The sequence below is a fragment of the Azoarcus sp. Soil_N_20 genome, assembly GCF_057656155.1.
This window is the reverse complement of the sequence record NZ_JBDGKX010000019.1, coordinates 1-15,656: the sequence shown is the minus strand read 5'-3', so window position 1 is coordinate 15,656 and position 15,656 is coordinate 1. Positions and strand designations below refer to the sequence as shown.

Annotated in this window: 14 protein-coding genes and 1 pseudogene; 4 read left to right on the top strand and 11 right to left on the bottom strand. The window is 64.9% G+C overall.

Features of this window, described 5'->3' with window-relative positions; genetic code table 11:
* Window positions 1-2: 2 nt before the first annotated feature.
* From AC3A35_RS24560 to AC3A35_RS24545, 4 genes are read right to left on the bottom strand one after another with little or no spacing between them, the layout of a single operon-like run.
* Window positions 3-2,336, bottom strand: coding sequence for an EAL domain-containing protein (locus AC3A35_RS24560; RefSeq protein ID WP_487439170.1), 2,334 nt, complete (start codon window positions 2,334-2,336; stop codon window positions 3-5).
* Entirely contained in the window at window positions 2,329-2,727 is a 399-nt protein-coding gene (locus tag AC3A35_RS24555; protein ID WP_487439169.1) for a response regulator, read from the bottom strand. Before AC3A35_RS24555 ends, AC3A35_RS24560 begins: the two co-directional genes overlap by 8 nt.
* A complete protein-coding gene (locus AC3A35_RS24550; protein WP_487439168.1) occupies window positions 2,724-3,113 on the bottom strand; it encodes a response regulator in 390 nt (129 codons plus the stop codon). The genes AC3A35_RS24555 and AC3A35_RS24550 overlap by 4 nt, the downstream gene beginning before the upstream one ends.
* The gene (locus tag AC3A35_RS24545) at window positions 3,110-5,671 is read right to left on the bottom strand and encodes a response regulator (protein ID WP_487439167.1); all 2,562 of its coding nucleotides are present in this window, start codon (window positions 5,669-5,671) and stop codon (window positions 3,110-3,112) included. Before AC3A35_RS24545 ends, AC3A35_RS24550 begins: the two co-directional genes overlap by 4 nt.
* Window positions 5,672-6,225: 554 nt before the next feature.
* Here AC3A35_RS24545 and AC3A35_RS24540 point away from each other — a divergent pair.
* Window positions 6,226-6,591, top strand: a complete 366-nt coding sequence (locus tag AC3A35_RS24540) for a peptide-methionine (R)-S-oxide reductase (RefSeq protein WP_487439166.1) — start codon at window positions 6,226-6,228, stop codon at window positions 6,589-6,591.
* 171 nt (window positions 6,592-6,762) lie between these two features.
* Here the strand turns inward: AC3A35_RS24540 and AC3A35_RS24535 are convergent, their stop codons facing one another.
* On the bottom strand, window positions 6,763-7,155 hold the full coding sequence (locus AC3A35_RS24535; RefSeq protein WP_487439165.1) for a hypothetical protein: 393 nt from the start codon (window positions 7,153-7,155) through the stop codon (window positions 6,763-6,765).
* 223 nt (window positions 7,156-7,378) lie between these two features.
* Here AC3A35_RS24535 and AC3A35_RS24530 point away from each other — a divergent pair.
* Window positions 7,379-8,017: pseudogene (locus tag AC3A35_RS24530) on the top strand (DUF6904 family protein).
* 57 nt (window positions 8,018-8,074) lie between these two features.
* On the opposite strand, the gene AC3A35_RS24525 reads toward AC3A35_RS24530, so the two are convergent.
* Together AC3A35_RS24525 and AC3A35_RS24520 are read right to left on the bottom strand one after the other, a co-directional pair.
* Window positions 8,075-8,263: a hypothetical protein gene (locus AC3A35_RS24525; protein WP_487439164.1), complete on the bottom strand. Its 189-nt coding sequence runs from the start codon at window positions 8,261-8,263 to the stop codon at window positions 8,075-8,077.
* A gap of 577 nt (window positions 8,264-8,840) precedes the next feature.
* Window positions 8,841-9,923: an IS110 family RNA-guided transposase gene (locus tag AC3A35_RS24520; RefSeq protein ID WP_487439163.1), complete on the bottom strand. Its 1,083-nt coding sequence runs from the start codon at window positions 9,921-9,923 to the stop codon at window positions 8,841-8,843.
* 113 nt (window positions 9,924-10,036) lie between these two features.
* On the opposite strand from AC3A35_RS24520, the gene AC3A35_RS24515 reads away from it, so the two are divergent.
* Window positions 10,037-10,681, top strand: coding sequence for an SOS response-associated peptidase (locus AC3A35_RS24515; protein WP_487439162.1), 645 nt, complete (start codon window positions 10,037-10,039; stop codon window positions 10,679-10,681).
* 15 nt (window positions 10,682-10,696) lie between these two features.
* Here AC3A35_RS24515 and AC3A35_RS24510 read toward each other — a convergent pair whose 3' ends face one another.
* On the bottom strand, window positions 10,697-11,077 hold the full coding sequence (locus tag AC3A35_RS24510; RefSeq protein WP_487439161.1) for a DUF7673 family protein: 381 nt from the start codon (window positions 11,075-11,077) through the stop codon (window positions 10,697-10,699).
* A 715-nt stretch (window positions 11,078-11,792) separates the two neighbouring features.
* On the opposite strand from AC3A35_RS24510, the gene AC3A35_RS24505 reads away from it, so the two are divergent.
* Window positions 11,793-12,593 (top strand): DUF29 family protein, encoded by an 801-nt coding sequence (locus AC3A35_RS24505; protein WP_487439160.1) that lies wholly within the window; start codon window positions 11,793-11,795, stop codon window positions 12,591-12,593.
* Between the two features lie 442 nt (window positions 12,594-13,035).
* Here the strand turns inward: AC3A35_RS24505 and AC3A35_RS24500 are convergent, their stop codons facing one another.
* The 3 genes from AC3A35_RS24500 to AC3A35_RS24490 all read right to left on the bottom strand — a co-directional run bounded on the left by AC3A35_RS24500 (window position 13,036) and on the right by AC3A35_RS24490 (window position 14,768).
* On the bottom strand, window positions 13,036-13,524 hold the full coding sequence (locus AC3A35_RS24500; protein ID WP_487439159.1) for a SixA phosphatase family protein: 489 nt from the start codon (window positions 13,522-13,524) through the stop codon (window positions 13,036-13,038).
* A 239-nt stretch (window positions 13,525-13,763) separates the two neighbouring features.
* Window positions 13,764-13,988 carry a hypothetical protein gene (locus tag AC3A35_RS24495; RefSeq protein WP_487439225.1) on the bottom strand — a complete coding sequence of 75 codons (225 nt, stop codon included), beginning with the start codon at window positions 13,986-13,988 and terminating at the stop codon, window positions 13,764-13,766.
* Between the two features lie 276 nt (window positions 13,989-14,264).
* Window positions 14,265-14,768, bottom strand: coding sequence for an ACT domain-containing protein (locus tag AC3A35_RS24490; RefSeq protein WP_487439158.1), 504 nt, complete (start codon window positions 14,766-14,768; stop codon window positions 14,265-14,267).
* Window positions 14,769-15,656: the final 888 nt, after the last annotated feature.

Genomic DNA, 15,656 nt, shown 5'->3' with positions numbered 1-15,656 from the left:
GGTCACAGCGATGCTCGTCCGCGCGCCATCAACTCCTCGATGCGCTGCGACAGTTCGCGGTTTTCGCGGTCCATCTCGTACATGCGGAAGGCGTCGCGCAGGCTTTCGAGCAGCACCTGGTCGTCCCATGGCTTGGTCAGGAACTTGAAGATCGCGCCGCGATTGACCGCGTCGATCACCGAGTTCAGTTCGGTATAGCCCGACAGCACGATGCGGATCACGGCGGGGTAGAGCTTGCGGACCCGGCGCAGGAACTCGGTTCCGGTCATCGCCGGCATGCGCTGGTCGCACACGATCACGCCGACCTGTCGGGTCGCGAGCACTTCGAAGGCTTCGGCGAGGCTGGCGCAGGTGAGCACCTCGATCTCGGTCGGGCGCAACAGCCGGCGCACGGCGGCGAGCACGTTCGGCTCGTCGTCGACCAGCAGCAGGAGGCGTTCGGAGCCGACCGTTCTCGTCTTCGGCGCAAGGCAGCGGTCGCTCTTCAGCAGCGCCACAAAGTCGTCGCCCGGCAGTGGCCGGCTGAAGTAATAGCCCTGGATCTCCTCGCAACTCAGGCCGCGCAGGTAACCGAGCTGGCCCTCGGTCTCGACCCCTTCGGCGATCACGCTGATGCCGAGGCTGTGCGCCATGCCGACCACCGCGCGGACGATGGCGGCGTCGTGCGGATCGGAGGTGACGTTGGTGATGAAGCTGCGATCGATCTTGATCCGCGACACCGGCAGGCGCCGCAGGTAGCTCAGGGACGAGTAGCCGGTGCCGAAGTCGTCGAGCGAGTGGCTGACCCCTATCCCGCGCAGCTGGTTCAGGGTGCGGGTGACGGCGTCGGCATTGCGCAGCACGATGCTCTCGGTGATTTCCAGTTCCAGCCAGTGCGCCTCGAGCCCGGTCTCGCCCAGCACCTTCTGCACCAGGGCGCTGATGTCGCAATCCTGGAACTGGCGGGCGGACAGATTGACCGCGATCCGCAGCGCCGGCAGACCGGCATCCTGCCAGCGCCTTGCGCTGCGGCACGCTTCCTCCAGCACCCAAGCGCCCACTGGCACGATCAGGCCGGTCTCTTCGAGCAGCGGGATGAACTCCAGCGGCGGCACCAGTCCCCTGCCCGGGCGCTGCCAGCGTACCAGGGCCTCGGCACCGACGATGCGGCCGCTTTCGAGATCGACCTGCGGCTGGTAATGTAGCAGGAACTCGCCCCGTTCGAGGGCATGGCGCAGCGCCGCTTCGAGTTCGAGCCGCTGCTGTGAGCGCCGGTCGAGCTCGGGCGCGTAGAAACGGTAACGGTCGGCGGAGTCCTGCGGGCTGCCGGCGGCGACCAGCGCCGCATTCAGCGTTTCGTGGGGCGCATCGCCGTCGTTCGGGAATAGCGCGATGCCAATGAAGGGGTCGAGGAAGACCTCGTGACCGCCGACGTGAATCGCCTTGGCGAGTGCGGTGCCGATGGACCAGGCCGCTTCCTCGACAAGGTGCAGGGCGTCGGCATCGTCGACGACGACGCAGAACTCCGATTCGGTGATGCGCCCGACCGCGGCGGTCGGCAACAGTTGTTCGAGGCGGGCGGCGACGGTCCGGGCCAGGTCCGGGCCCTGCGCCTGGCCCAGGCCCTGCAGCACGCCGTGGTAGCTGCGCAGGTTGACCGCCAACACCGCGACCGGGCTGCGCGCGGCGCAGGTCGCGGCGAAGCGCTGGATCCACAGTTCGCGGCCGGGAAGGCCGGTCTGTGCATCGTAGTAGGCGAGGTACTGGATCTTGCTTTCGGCCACGGCGCGCTTTTCCTCGCGGCGCATGACCTCGAGGGCGAAGGACACATCGCCGGCGACTTCGGTCAGCAACGGGGTGCGTTCGGCGTCGAAGGCATCGGCTTCGTCGGCGGCGATGACGAAGGCGCCGATGGTGTCGCCATCCTGGGTCAGCGGGAAGGCGGCCAGCGCCCGGACCGCGGCCTGGTCGAGCTCGGTGCGCCAGGGCTGCAGGCGCTCGTCGCCGCCGACGTCGTCGATCACGCACGGCTGCCGGTCGCGGATTGCGCTCAGGCTCGGTTGCGGGCCGGCGCGTTCGGCTCCGGCGTGGTCCGGGCCGCGCGCGGACATGATCGGTGCGCCGGCCCGGGCGACCGCGAAAATGCGCTCGCTCCCGGGTTCGACGATGTCGATCCAGGCGGCGGTGAAGCCGCCGTCCTCCACCGCGATGCGGCAGGCCGTGAGATAGAGGTCGTGCGGGTTCTCGGCGCGGACGATGCTGCGGTTGATGCGGCTTAGCATCGCATGGAGGCCGAGCAGGCGTTCGAGCTTCTCCGGCGCGGCAAGCAGATCGCGGGCAAGCTTGGCATCAGTCATCAGGGTCTCCTGCACGGTGGAGCAGTGCCGCCAGCCGCGTCTTCAATTGCCAGCGATCAACCGGCTTGGTCAGGATCTGGTCGACCCCCGCGCCGGCAAGTCGCCTGCGCGAGGCTTCGTCGTCGAGACCGGTGACCATGATCAGCGGCACCTTGCTCGCCGTCGGGTGTGCCTTCAGCCGGCGTGCGACCTCGAAGCCGTCCATGCCCGGCATCATGACGTCGAGCAGGATCGCGTCCGGCAAGTGCTCGGCGATCGCCGCGAGCGCCGCCATGCCCGAATCGCAGCTGCGGACCTGGTAGCCGTCGAGCGCGAGGATCGTTTCGAGCAGTTTGCGGTTGAACGCATCGTCGTCGACGACGAGCACGGTCCTGGATCCGGCTTCGGTCACGGCGTGGGCCCTCCGGCTGGCCGCAGCCGCCGTGTCACTTCGGCGAGGAACAGCTTGTAGTCGATCGGCTTGGCGATGTAGCCGTCGCACCCGGCGGCACGGATCCGCTCCTCCTCGCCCGTCATCGCGAAGGCGGTCAGCGCGACCACCTGGATGTCGCGGGTGGCCGGGTCCGCCTTCAGGATGCGGGTGGCCGCGAGTCCGTCCATGCCCGGCAACTGGATGTCCATCAGCACCAGTGGAGGCAGTTGCTCACGCGCCAGGGCAATGCCGTCGGTCGCGTTCTCCGCGCACAGCACGCGATGGCCGGCGTGCTCGAGCAGCATCACCACCAGTTTCATGTTGGCCGGGGTATCCTCGACCACGAGCACGGTCGTTGTCATCATGTGACCTCACGCTGCCATTCGTTGTACAGGGCCCGGCGAACCTCGGCGGCGAAGCGTTCCCGAGTAAACGCGGATTTCTCGAGGATGGCGCTCACATGGCCGTTCATCTGGCGCCTGTCTTCCGCGGTGATGTCCTTGTTGGTGACAACGATGACCGGAATCGCGGCGGTCTCGGGGTCGCCCTTCAGCGCCTCGACGACGTCGAACCCGCTGACGTCGGCCATCAGCAGGTCGAGGATCATCAGGTCCGGCCGTTCGCGGCGCGCGAGCTCAATGCCCTGCCTGCCGCCATGGGCCGGCAACACCCGGCCGACGATGCCGGTGAGGCAGGCGGTCAGCAGGTCGATCGCCTTCGGGTCGTCGTCGATCACCAGCACGGTCAACGCCGGGGCCGGTGGACTGCGCAGCGCGACGCGATCGAGCGCCGCGGTGAGTTCGTCGCGGCTCACCGGCTTCTGCAGCACCTGCGCCGCACCGAGCGAATAGCCCTTGCGCGCATCGGCGACGATCGAGACGATCACCACCGGGATGTCGACCCACGGCGAACCGGCACGCTTGATCGCGGCCAGGTAGGTCCAGCCGTCGATGCCGGGCAGCAGCACGTCGAGCACGATGAGCTGCGGCCGGCGCTCGCCCACGCACAGCGGCACCGCCTCGGCATCCCCGGCGAGCGCGACCTGGAAGCCCTCGCCGTCCAGATGCAGGCGCAGCAGCTCGGCCGCCGAGGGGTCGTCCTCGATCACCAGCGCCAGCGGGCGGCCGTCGTCGCGGGGCTGCACCGGCGGCGGGCGGCTGACCTTGTCGAACACTACGCTGCGCCACGGCAGCCACACCGTGAAGCAGCTGCCGCGCCCCGGTTCGCTCGCGAGCGCCACGCTGCCCCCGTGCAGCTGGGCGAGTTTCATCACCATCGCCAGCCCGAGGCCGGTGCCCTCGTAGCGGCGCGACAGCGATGCGTCGAGCTGGCAGAAGGGCTGGAACAGCCGCGACGCGTCGGCCGGCGAGATGCCTATCGCGTCGTCCTCGACCGTGATCTGCAGGAATTCGGCGAACTCGCTGTCCGGCAGCGGGCCCCGGACCCGCGCGGGTTGCGTGGAGTGCCAGTGCACGACCGCATCGCGTCCGACGCGGCGTGCCGACAGGCGGACACGGCCGCCGTCGGCGGTGAATTTGACCGCGTTCGAGAGCAGGTTGTAGACGATCTGCTTGGTCTTGCGCGGGTCGAGCTGCAATGCGCCGAGACCGGGTTCGATCTGCCGCACCAGTTCGATCCGGTGACTCGCGGCCTTCTCGCGGATGATCGACAGACTGCTCTCGAGCAGCATGCCGACCTCGACCACCTCGAGGTCGAGCGACATCTTGCCGGCCTCGACCTTGGACAGGTCGAGGATGTCGTTGATCAGCGCCAGCAGGTGCCGCCCGCTGGTGTAGATGTCGGTGACGTAGTCGCGCTGCTGCTCGCTCAGCGGGCCGCTCAAGCCATCCTTGAGGACGTCCGAGAAGCCGATGATCGCGTTGAGCGGGGTACGCAGTTCGTGCGACATGCTGGCGAGAAACTCGGACTTGCGCACGCTGGCTTCCTCCAACTGGCGGTTCCGTTCCGCCAGCGTGCGGTTGACGGCCTCGAGTTCGGTGCCGAGCCGCCGCGCATCGGCGGACCTTTCACGCTCCCGCGCATGCGACTGCTCGAGTCGCGTATAGAGCACCCCGTTCTCGAGCAGCAGCATCACCAGGACGAAGCTGGCCGCGAGCAGGCCATAGATCCGCCCAACGTAGAAACCGAGATCGAAGCGGCCGCCATTGAGCATCGCGGCAAGGGCGATATCGAACAGCCAGGCGCAGGCGACGACCATCAGCCACAGGTCGAGCACCGAATGCGGACGCTTGCGCCACAGCGCGGCCAGGGCCAGCAGGCTGAACGCCCAGGTACTCGAGACCACCACGATCATCGTCGGCGTGTACCGGTTGCCGCTCATGATGTTCGGCAGCAGCGCGCGCCCGCTCGTCGCCAGCAGGACCGCAGCGAACACGAGTAGCAGCACCGTGACGAGGCTGAGCAGGATTTCGCGGCCGGCCCGGTGGCGATGAGCGTCGCCTGCGGGCCACTCGCTGATCCGCGCATAGGCGATGAGGAACAGCGGGAAGCCGCCGTGCCAGAACATGTACAGCCACGCCGTCGTCTGCGGACCGGCGTCGAGCAGGCCGCCGGCCGCGAACAGGCCCGGAAAGCTCAGCGCGTGGGCGATCGCCATGAAGGCGGTGAACAGATAGCCCGCGGCGAGCACGAGCAGCGCCCGCGAGCGCAGGATCCTGAACTGGCCGTACACGAGCACCGCGGTGATCAGGTTATTGACCACGAGTGCGGACTGATACACCGGGATGAATGCCCACACCTGCGCCAGCTGGACTTTCGCAAACGGCGCCGCGGCGACGAAGAACGCGAACGACAGCGCGACGGCGGCGAGTGCGAGCTGACGGTGATTCCGCCCCGCAGGTACGGTGGCGAGGAAGGCCGCGCGACCGTTTCCGAACTCGAGCCCCATCTGGCCTATGCTCAACCGCCACTCCCGTTGTGTGCAAAACCGCCGCTTGCCGCAAGGAGACGACGCCTGCCGGGCATGGTGCCTCCCGGGCGACCGCGAGCGGACGGGGATGCATCTTGCGTTGCAGCGTTTCTTCCTGGCCCTTACGGAGACTCCGGCTGTGAGCTATCCTCAATCTAAGAATAGTCTTACTGAATGCTGGCCGCAACGCCATGCGTCCATCGGATTATTCTTATTTTACGCCATTTGTGCGCAGAAATAATACTAAAGCAATAGTGCTGGCGGGCTTGCGCCGGCATGCCGCCGCCCGGCCTGGCCCCGATTCCTGGCGACCGCATCCGTGGGCCGTTTGTTGCGTTGCAAAAACCTGCCGGAATGCCGCCTTGCGCGCATGGCCCGTCACCGTGATCGTTCGTTGCCGTCCGCACTGGATCCGCCGTCGGCGCCGCCGCCCGACGCGAACCTCATCCTGAATTGAGGGCCGTTGCACCCGGCGGTGACAAAGGGGCGATCCGGCTGTCGGATACAGGGAGTGTGGTACCGGACCCGAGCCGGAAGGAGGAAGGACCATGAAACAACGTTATGTCCTGACCGGCCTGATCGGCGCCGCGCGCGATCCCTTCGTGCGCAGCTTCGCCGCGCGCAATGACGGGGCGGAGGGGGCGATGATCGGGAGGATCGAGAAGTCCGACGCCGAATGGAAGGCGCTGCTCTCGCCGGCGCAGTTCGACGTGCTGCGCCGGGAGGGCACCGAGGCGCCGTGGACCAGCCCGCTCAACGACGAGAAGCGCAAGGGCCCCTATGTGTGCGTCGCGTGCGATCTGGCCTTGTTCACGACAGCGGCACCGGCTGGCCCAACTTCCACTCCACGCTGCCGGGGGTGTTCAAGGATAGGAAATTCAATGCCATTTTCCAAGAGTATCCGGGGCCATTGAACCGTGGTCAATCGCGGAATTGACGAGCGCAAGCCCTGAAACCCCCGTTTGGGAGTCTGCTGCATCGTGCCTGAGACCGTGCGAGCGGTGGTTTTGATCGCTTGGACGCCCTCAGGCACGAACTCCTCAAGGCGGGCGATGCGCGCTCGTCGGTTTTTGACCGGTTAGCAGTTAGCACGCGATCCGTTGATCGAACTCGTAGTCCGATGCAGGTTGAAACTGGGGATCGAACCCGCCTGGCATCTCCCACAGGGGCGGCCCGCGTGCCGGCAGAAGGTGCGGCGGCGAGGTGGATTCGCCCAGATGGCCGAGGACCTCGCGAATCGCCGCGCCTTCGGTAATGAAGGCGATGATCCGCATTTCGCCGCCACACCGGGGACCGCGGACGAGCAGGCAGCGGTCCGCCCCGCAGCAGATGAGCTTGTTGCAGTCTGCCCGCGCGGAAGTGACGATGAAGCTGTTTTCGACCGCCGCACCGCGGCGGCGGGCCGCGCTTGTGAGGCGTTCGAAGATCGCCGGCCGCCGCCGCACGAGTCGTCCGACGTCGTTTTGCAAAGGTCTCACGGCGCCCTCCTCGACAGTATCGCGATCATCGCTTCTGGGAATTGGTCGCTTGCCGGCACCACCCCCTTACACCAGCAGGTCTCATGTTTATCCACGACAAGCAAACCCTTAATGACAGTTGGAACATGCAGAATGACCAACCGGAACGAACGATGATGCGACAAATGAGCGGTATATTGCGGTATTGCGCACACAAAGGCAGGCACCCAAACGGATAAGGAAGATGCTGGAATACAAACTAACGCCGCATCATGCGGGCATCGCGCTATGGGGCGACTTTGCTGCACTCGATCGTCTACGCTCGTTCATCGTTCATATCGTTGACGGGAGCGACTAGATCGAGGACAAGGAAGGCTTCGTCATGGGGCTGGCCTATGATCTGCGCAAGGCTTTCGAAGGCCACCGCAGCCAGGACCGCAGCGACTCCGAAAGCGACCGCTGCCGGATCTACGGGGTCGAGATTCTATGGCCTGCGCTTCTGGTCCAGATTGGTGTTCTGCGCCGGGCCATGGGTTATATCCCGACCAACAAGCTCGACCAGGTGATCATGTACGAGCTTGAGCACGTTGTGGAATCTGCCGTTCGCGGGGCCATGCCGGTGTTTGCTGACGAAGTTATCCATCGGATCCGGTGCATTGGAGCCGCGACCTACACGCATCTCGACACTGTCCTCGACAGCCGGTGCATCTACTTCATCGAACTGCCCGCCAAACAGCGACTGAAGGTACTTCCGAAGCTGCTGGAGACGTTTGATCCAATGTACAGCTTACTGCTTCAGCCGGGCGTCAGCGCCCCGCGCGGTGTTATTACGCCCGAGGCATTCGTGGGAAAGGGAGAGACTTGGCCAGATTTCGAATGGTAGGGTGAGCGAGCTCTACTGCGATGTTCGCTGCAAATGGACGTCGTCACCCACCCACAATTAGGAGGCTTCGATCCCGGCCTTGAGTGCGACGGCAAGAATGGCCTGTCGCAGCGCATCGTTTTGCCGCAGCGGACCGCCGATCCGATGGCCTGTCAGCGCATCGGCAACCCGGTCTCCAAACAACACGACGGCGCGGTCCCGGTCCCGCCGGCCCGACATCCATAGCAGACCGTCGACATCCTGCATTGCCGATGCAGCGTTTCCGCCCAGCGTGCAGTGTCGCGGTAGTCACGCGCCGGGCTCGCGCCTACTTTGCGGGGCATCCATCGCCCCGTGGGCATCGCGTGACGGTGTGCGATCCTAGCCCTCCCCCGCACCGCTCGAGCTCGCTACCATTCTGACAAGCTTGGAAACAACATCTCAACCTCATTGTCCTAAACTTCCCCAAGGGACTTCCCGTCAACCTCTTCCTTGCAGACCGGCCGCAGGCCGAGCCGCCCGTTGATCATGCGCTCATCTTCATCTCCTGCTGATCACGCCCGGGCGTGACCGGTTCTCGACTGACGGCATCGCGATGGACAAGGACAGAACAGACTGCCTTTCCCCAATCGGCCTTGTTCGACGCATGTGCGCCGGGGCCCTGCGATTAACCGCACCGGCTGGCCTCAATCACTCGTCGGCTCGACCGGGGCGCGGGGATCAGCCGCGACCCCCTTGTTGGTCGGCCATCAGGTTAGCCAGGCTCTCAGCCGGTCGGTCTGACCTGTTTTGCCTATCGCTGCTGCGCAGTCAGGCTGTCATTACTGAACGTACCGCACCATGCTCACACGGACGGTTTCGGCGCGGCCACTTCGCCCCACTGGCGCCAGGCCTCGGGGTTGTAGTCTTCGCCCTTAGCCAATACCGCCCACAACTGGCGGGCGTGTTTGTTGGCGATCGCCACCAGGGTCTTGTGGTAACCCACCCGGCCGTTCAGGCTCACGAACCACTGCTGCAGACGGGTGAGCGCGTCGGGCGCGCGGCGGGCCTTGCGCAAGGTGGCCGCGAGCACGCTCCTCGCGCCCTGCACCAGCAAGGTTCGCAGATAGTCGTCACCGCGTCGGGTGATGCGTCCGAGTTTGGGTTTGCCGCCGCTCGAGTACTGGCTCGGGGTGAGCCCGAGCCAAGCGGCGAATTGGCGCCCGTTGTGAAACAGCTGCGCATTGCCCACGCTGGCAGTGACCGCGTCGGCGGTGAGCCCCCCGACGCCGGGCAGATCGCGCACACGTCGGGCGGCAGGATCTTCGGCCTGCTGGACGGCAATCTGCCGATCACAGTCGGCGACGCGAAGATCGAGTGCGTCGAGTTGATCGCGCACGTTCTGGATCAGGAGACGAATCGGGGCCGGCTGTGCGGTGTCGAACTCATGCTCGGCGAGCCAGCGTCGCAGGCGGGCCGCTCCGGCCTCGACCACCATGCCGAACTCGGCGAGCGCGCCGCGGATACGATTCAAGAGCGCGGTGCGCTCTTCGATCCAGCCCAGCCTCAAGCTGTGCCAGGCGAGCCGCTGCTGCTGGGCTTCAGTCTTGATCGGAATAAAACGCATGCCCGGCGCGCACAGCGCGGCCACGATCGCCGCCGCATCGGCGCGGTCGTTCTTGACCGCCTGGCGCTTGCGATAGGCACGCACGAACTCGGCTGCCATCAAGCGGGGCTCGAGCCCCAGCGCCTGCATCGTTCGTCCCCAGCAGTGCGCCCCACCACAGGCTTCCATACCCACCACCGTGCCCTGGGGCAACGTCGACAGCCACGCCAGGAAACCCGCGCGATTGAACTCACGCGTCTCGATCACACGACCCACCGCGTCGGCCACGCAGGCCACGAACACGTTCTTTGCCAGATCCACCCCAACCGTCGTAGCATTCATTTGGACTTCCCCTTTCGCTTCTCCAGATTGAAATTCAACACTTCAATCTTGGCACTTCGATGCCGGGCCGAACAGGCCACCGGCGGAAGTGGTAAGTCCCCTTGTAGTCACTCATGTGCAGCCACTACCAGTCCGTGGAGGACAGTCAAACGCTCCAGGTCCAGTTCGCGATCGAGGATGCCCTCGCATCGTGGAAGTACGACGTGTGGCCCGGGTACCTGGCGCCTTTCATTCGGCGAGACGAGTTCGGAGAGGTCGGGGATGATGCGGTACCGCCTCGCGAGGCCCTCCTCGGCTCCTTCGGCCTGGTACCTCACTGGGCACCGGACACGAAGATCGCCAGGCGCACGTATAACGCAAGATCCGAGACGGTCGCGGCCAAGCCCAGCTTTCGGGATGTGTGGAAGCGGGCACAACACTGCATCATCCCGGCCGAGGCGATCTACGAGCCGGACTGGCGCTCCGGGAAAGCCGTTCCGACCAGGATCGCTCGGGCCGACGGCAAACCGATGGGCATCGCCGGCCTGTGGGCATTGTGGAGGTCCAGAACAGGAGAAGATATCCATAGCTTCACCATGCTCACCATCAACGCCGACGCGCATCCGCTCATGCGCAACTACCACAAGCCCGATGACGAGAAGCGCATGGTGGTGATCCTGCCCGAGGACCGATACGAAGACTGGCTCGATGCGCCCGCCGACCGATCAGCCTCGTTCATGCTGCCCTACCCCGCCGATCACCTGACGGCTGCGGCCTGACCGACAGACTGACGGTCAGCTTTCGCGCTTACCCAGACGCCAGTCCTGCACCAGGCGCTCGAAGATCTCACTGCCATTGGGGAAGTAGCTGTGCACTTCCCGGGCCGGGGCGTAATCCATGCGAAGCACCGTCAAGCAGTCCTCGAATACCTGTCGGTCGAGGAGCCTCAAATCGGTGAGGTCGAAACGGAAACGCTGCCCGTTGTACAGGCCAAGAAGAAAACCGGCGACCACCCTGCACTGACCCGAGTTGCCTTGAGCCACCGGCAGCAAGCGTCGTAGCGCCTCCTCGCCGGCTTTCAAGATCGCGGGTCGCTCGAGAGCAGCCCGGGCGACCTCGTCGTAGAGCTCGAACAGCCTCTCATCCGGGCCGGCGGGCCCATGCTTCGTGTCCATTCACATCTCCTCTTCTACGCTTCGAAAGACCGTCAAACGCAGATGTCGCGGCTCAACGATACCGCACTTCAGACATTCCTCAAGCGGTCCGGGTAATGCAGCATGGATTTCGCTGGTCCTCCGGTTATGATTGCTGTCCGGGCCGAAAGCCAGGGATCGCGGCCCCCTCCCGTCCGAGGGCGACAACGTGAAGCCGGCCTCTTGCCCGCAGCGCTCCCCGCAACGTCCAACTCAGGTGCCACCAAATGAAGGGCTACCTCGTCGTCTACGTCTTCGGATACTTCGTCGAAGACTCCGATGCGCCAATCACAACAGCCCCCCGCAGCGCAGGGGGACACGCGGGTGGAGCACGGACGAAGCCGGCTGGGCCTTCGGTGACAATCCGCGCGGACGGTACTGCTCCATCAAGAGCCCCAAGATCCGAAAGGTCAAGACCTTCGACTCGGCCATCGAGGCGATTTACCAGCAGCAACAGAAGAAGCGGAGAAACGAGCGGTATCAGCTGGTCTATCGGGTCCCCGCCCCGGTTATCGAGGGCATCGAGCTCGGCACGTCCACGGGGACTATTGAAGAGCTCAGCAGTTTGCTCGGCGTCCTGGGACTGAAGCTTGGTGTCGTGCAACTGCCTCTCGAGGGGAGCGCCCGCGTCGCACGCGTGGAGCGGTCCGCTGATAGCAATCCTTCGCGCCCTGCTTCGCGACTCGACGTTGTCGCAGTGGAAGCCTTGCCCGGTTACACGCTGAGGGTAATGTTCGAGAGTGGCGAGATTGGCCTCTTCGAGATGTCCGGCCTAGTGGGACGTTCTTCGGGCGTTTTCACATCACTGCGGGAGCGGGAGTTGTTCGCCCAGGCGTTCGTCGCCAGCGGCGCGGTGTGCTGGCCGGGCGACATCCGCCTGGACCCCGAGCTGATTTACCGACAGTCGGTTCCGGAGTCCCGCGACACCGGTCGGCGACTCGGGATTGCGAACGGGGCGTTCGAAGTGTCGGAGGACCTGTCCTACCCGCGCGACCCGAAATGGGAGGCGATGCCCGACGTGGCCCGCGAAGCGTGGCCAACCTACTCAGGTGATGCTGCTGCATGGGCGGTGGACCAAGCCCAAGCGCTTCGAAACCGTGCGGTGGCGAAGTTGGACTGGGACAATCTGGCCGACGAAATAATGGATTTGGCCAGAGCCGAGCAGAGGGAGTTTGGCAAGCGCGTATCTGCGCTGATGGCCATCTTGGCGAGGCAGTATAGACGCGACGCGGCTGCAGGCTCCGCCGACGCACGGCTCGTCCGGGAGCAGCGAAGACTCGTGTTGCTGCAATTATCCGATTGCCCAAGCCTGGAGAAATGCCTATCGGACTCGAGGTGGCTATCCCACTGTCGGTCAGACGCGGTGGTTGGCTTGGGTGCTGCAGGGTTTCCTGTTGAGGACCTGCCTGAGGACAACCCGTGGGACAAGGCCTCGCGCAGCACATTGAGGATTATCTTGCGGGCGCCGTTAGCACTCGGCCCAAAGCTCTTCGCCTGATGATGTTTGCAAGGTCGAAGTCGGCTTCCTGCTCTTAAAGCTGTCAATCGGATTTTCAGGATGACCGCAACGTTCTCGGCCGGAGGGGCTGGTCAGCATGCCGCTCGCCGCCTTGCGAACGTCAGCTTCATGGTGCCCGCCTCGAACTCACACTTCCAGCCAGCAGCTGCCGCACGCCGTATCCACAAAGCCGCCACCTGATCGACTGCTGCACCTTGAAACCTGCCGGATGGTCAATTCCTGCAACTCGGCCTTATGGAAAGCTTTGCATAAGGCCGATGGCGAGCCACGCCGCCAGTCCGTACTGGCGACAACTGCGCTTCTGCAACCGGTCATTTGGCGTAGGAGTTGTGGAGCAGTCATAATGGCTAACGATGCACCGATTTTCCTCATCGTCGCCCCTCGGCCAGCTTCAGCGCCTCGTCGGCACCGATGGCTGGCCTTATGCTTTCTTCGGATAGTCGAGCGCCGCGTGCGCAAGCCTGACCTTTCCTACATCCGACCACGACTTGGCATCGAACGTGAACTCGGCGACGGCGCACGTCGACAATTGGGATATCTCGCTTGAAAGGTCATGCGCAAGTTCGGTCATCTCGGGGTTGTGACCGACCAGCATCACGCGCTGGTGCTTGTCGCCAATCTCCCGGATGACGTCGAGCAAGTCGTCCGCCTCGCCGGCATAGAGCCGATCATTCACCACGATGTCCTTGCGCTTGCAACCGAGACTCGTTGCGATGACTTCGGCCGTCGCGAGCGCGCGCACCGCCGGGCTCGACATGATCAAATCGGGCTTCACGTCGCGCTTCGCCAAGCGCTTCCCCATCTCGACCACGTCGCGCTTGCCCCGATCGGCCAACGGCCGGTCCCGGTCGGCCAACGCCGTATCGTCCCGACTCGACTTGGCGTGGCGAATGATGAATAGCGTCTTCATGCCAGTTCCCTTCCGTGTGGGGAGAGCCCATTCCCGATATCTGCCAACCAACCCGCTCACTGTACCCGCTTCCCTGCCTCGCGTATTCCGAGAGCCGCTCGCCTGATGGCCGGTGCGATACGGCAAGCGAACGTCCGGCCCGGATCGCTATTGCGGTGTGCCGCAGGCGGCCTGGAGGGGGTCAGATGCCGCGAAAAACGCCGAGCTTGCGCAGCAGGGCTCCCGCAGCTACGCATCAATCATTCATTGTCTTCATCATCCTCTTCAGGGAGTTCGAAACCGAGCAATGTGGCCCGAAATTCATCCGAAGTCGCCGCGAGCAGTCGCTTCGTCTTGATGCGGGTCTTCATCGAGACGCTCCCAAGAGCGACGAGCCGTTCGCGGAATGAACCGGGAGGCCAGCGGGACAAGGGCACCCCGGCCAGCATCTTCAGCGGCTCTGCGCCGGCAAGGCCGGCGGCCACGCGAAGTGCGGTACGCCTTTGCGCGCGTCACCTGCGGCCGGCGAGACGGCGGAGGCGACGGAATAGGGGACGACACCGCGGCGCGGGTCATCGCCGAACCACCGGGCCATGACGGCCGCCCCGCATTCGGTCCGGCCCGGCGACACATCCGCGAGGCGGGATCCGGCTCGCTTGCGAGGACCGGGCACTGTCCGCAAGCGCAACGGGTGCATGCCGCCCTCCCCGCAACTCCGGGCGCACCGACCCCCCACACCCCGCGCCGGCGACACCGCCGGTTCAGGCGCGTTCGAGGATGCTCAATACCTTGTTGGCGTCCTCCAGCGAGTCGACCGCGACATACGCGATAAACTGCCTGTTCATCACCGAAGCCGAGAACCCGCTGAGATTGATGCCGCCGTCGGCGAGCTTCTGCATCAGCTCCGCGGCGACCCCCGGCTGATCGGGGCCCACCACGCGCACCGAGTGCAACGTTCGCGTGACGTTGAATCCGGCCTCCGCGGCCGCTGCGATCTGCTTGTCGCCCACCAGCGGCGTGACGAATACGACGCCCTTGCCGGGTTCGCCCGGCGAGCGCCGCGCGATGATCGACTGCAGATCGGCGCCCGCGTCCTTCAGCGCAGACAGCGCCTCCGCCAATCCCCCGGGCCGGTCCTCGATGGTCGCCGCCCAGACGTCCACACGCTCTACGAGTAGATCCATGACATCTCCTCCTTGGCTGCTGATTGCCGGTGCCGCCGCACCGCCCTTTTCGAATATAGCCCCGCGGGCGGGAATATCCATGTCGTACCTGGGGTTGCTGCGAACGCGCGGGGCAAGCGACGCCCCGACATGCCACGTCCGCAGTGGACAATTGGCACCCCCCAGGGCGCAGCGCACCTGCGCCCCGTTGCGAAGCCGGAAGCGAGGCGAGCCGACCGGATCGGGCCGGCCGGGGCACAGCACGCCTTTGCCGGGCGGCGAGAAGGCCGATTCGGGCAACGCCGGGCCGCGTGCATTTGCGCATGGGTCTCCATCGGAATTCGCGCTATACCGGAAGTCATTGGCGACCTATATGGGGTCCGCGCACGAAACGGAAGAAATCTTACGCTAAGGTACGCGACGGCTTTCACCTAGCAGCAGTGCAAGGCTGCGCCTGCGAGGCATGACATGCAGGAGGACTCAGACCTGCCGGTCGAGCTTTTTCGAAGCGGCCATTCGTCGCAACATCCGACGCAGTGGAAGCTGCCGTTCGTTACGCCAACGCGATGTGGGCGCCTGAGCGGCAGGTTTGAAGTCGCACCGGCCATTGGAATATCGTTCGGCGAGGTCAGGACCCGGCCGAGGCTGTGTAAAAACGTGAAAATCGGGCTCGTTGGCTGAAGAAATTCCCACCCATACCTTTAGTTGACCGGCATGAGCGGTAAAAGTCCCCACTTTAAACGCGTAGACGTCGTCCGTTTGAACCGCGTTTCCCACGGCTGGTGATGAACGTCACGTTTTTACACAGCCTCGGCCATCAGCTGCCCGTGGCGGTTACATCTAAATTTCTCGTGCCAGGTGGAATCGAATGGATGGTTTTCGGCGATCAAATTGATCGTGATAATTTCAGGACCCGGCCAACTGCTGCCGGTCATCACCCCAACTGACCGGTCTGTCGGGCGTCAGCTCGACCCAGACACCTGCCGGTCA

Bases quoted from the DNA above. Each gene is read 5' to 3' on its own strand.
- AC3A35_RS24560 (WP_487439170.1), bottom strand. From the start codon at position 2,336: ATGACTGATGCCAAGCTTGCCCGCGATCTGCTTGCCGCGCCGGAGAAG.
- AC3A35_RS24550 (WP_487439168.1), bottom strand. From the start codon at position 3,113: ATGATGACAACGACCGTGCTCGTGGTCGAGGATACCCCGGCCAACATG.
- AC3A35_RS24540 (WP_487439166.1), top strand. From the start codon at position 6,226: ATGAAACAACGTTATGTCCTGACCGGCCTGATCGGCGCCGCGCGCGAT.
- AC3A35_RS24525 (WP_487439164.1), bottom strand. From the start codon at position 8,263: ATGCAGGATGTCGACGGTCTGCTATGGATGTCGGGCCGGCGGGACCGG.
- AC3A35_RS24520 (WP_487439163.1), bottom strand. From the start codon at position 9,923: ATGAATGCTACGACGGTTGGGGTGGATCTGGCAAAGAACGTGTTCGTG.
- AC3A35_RS24515 (WP_487439162.1), top strand. From the start codon at position 10,037: ATGTGCAGCCACTACCAGTCCGTGGAGGACAGTCAAACGCTCCAGGTC.
- AC3A35_RS24510 (WP_487439161.1), bottom strand. From the start codon at position 11,077: ATGGACACGAAGCATGGGCCCGCCGGCCCGGATGAGAGGCTGTTCGAG.
- AC3A35_RS24500 (WP_487439159.1), bottom strand. From the start codon at position 13,524: ATGAAGACGCTATTCATCATTCGCCACGCCAAGTCGAGTCGGGACGAT.
- AC3A35_RS24490 (WP_487439158.1), bottom strand. From the start codon at position 14,768: ATGGATATTCCCGCCCGCGGGGCTATATTCGAAAAGGGCGGTGCGGCG.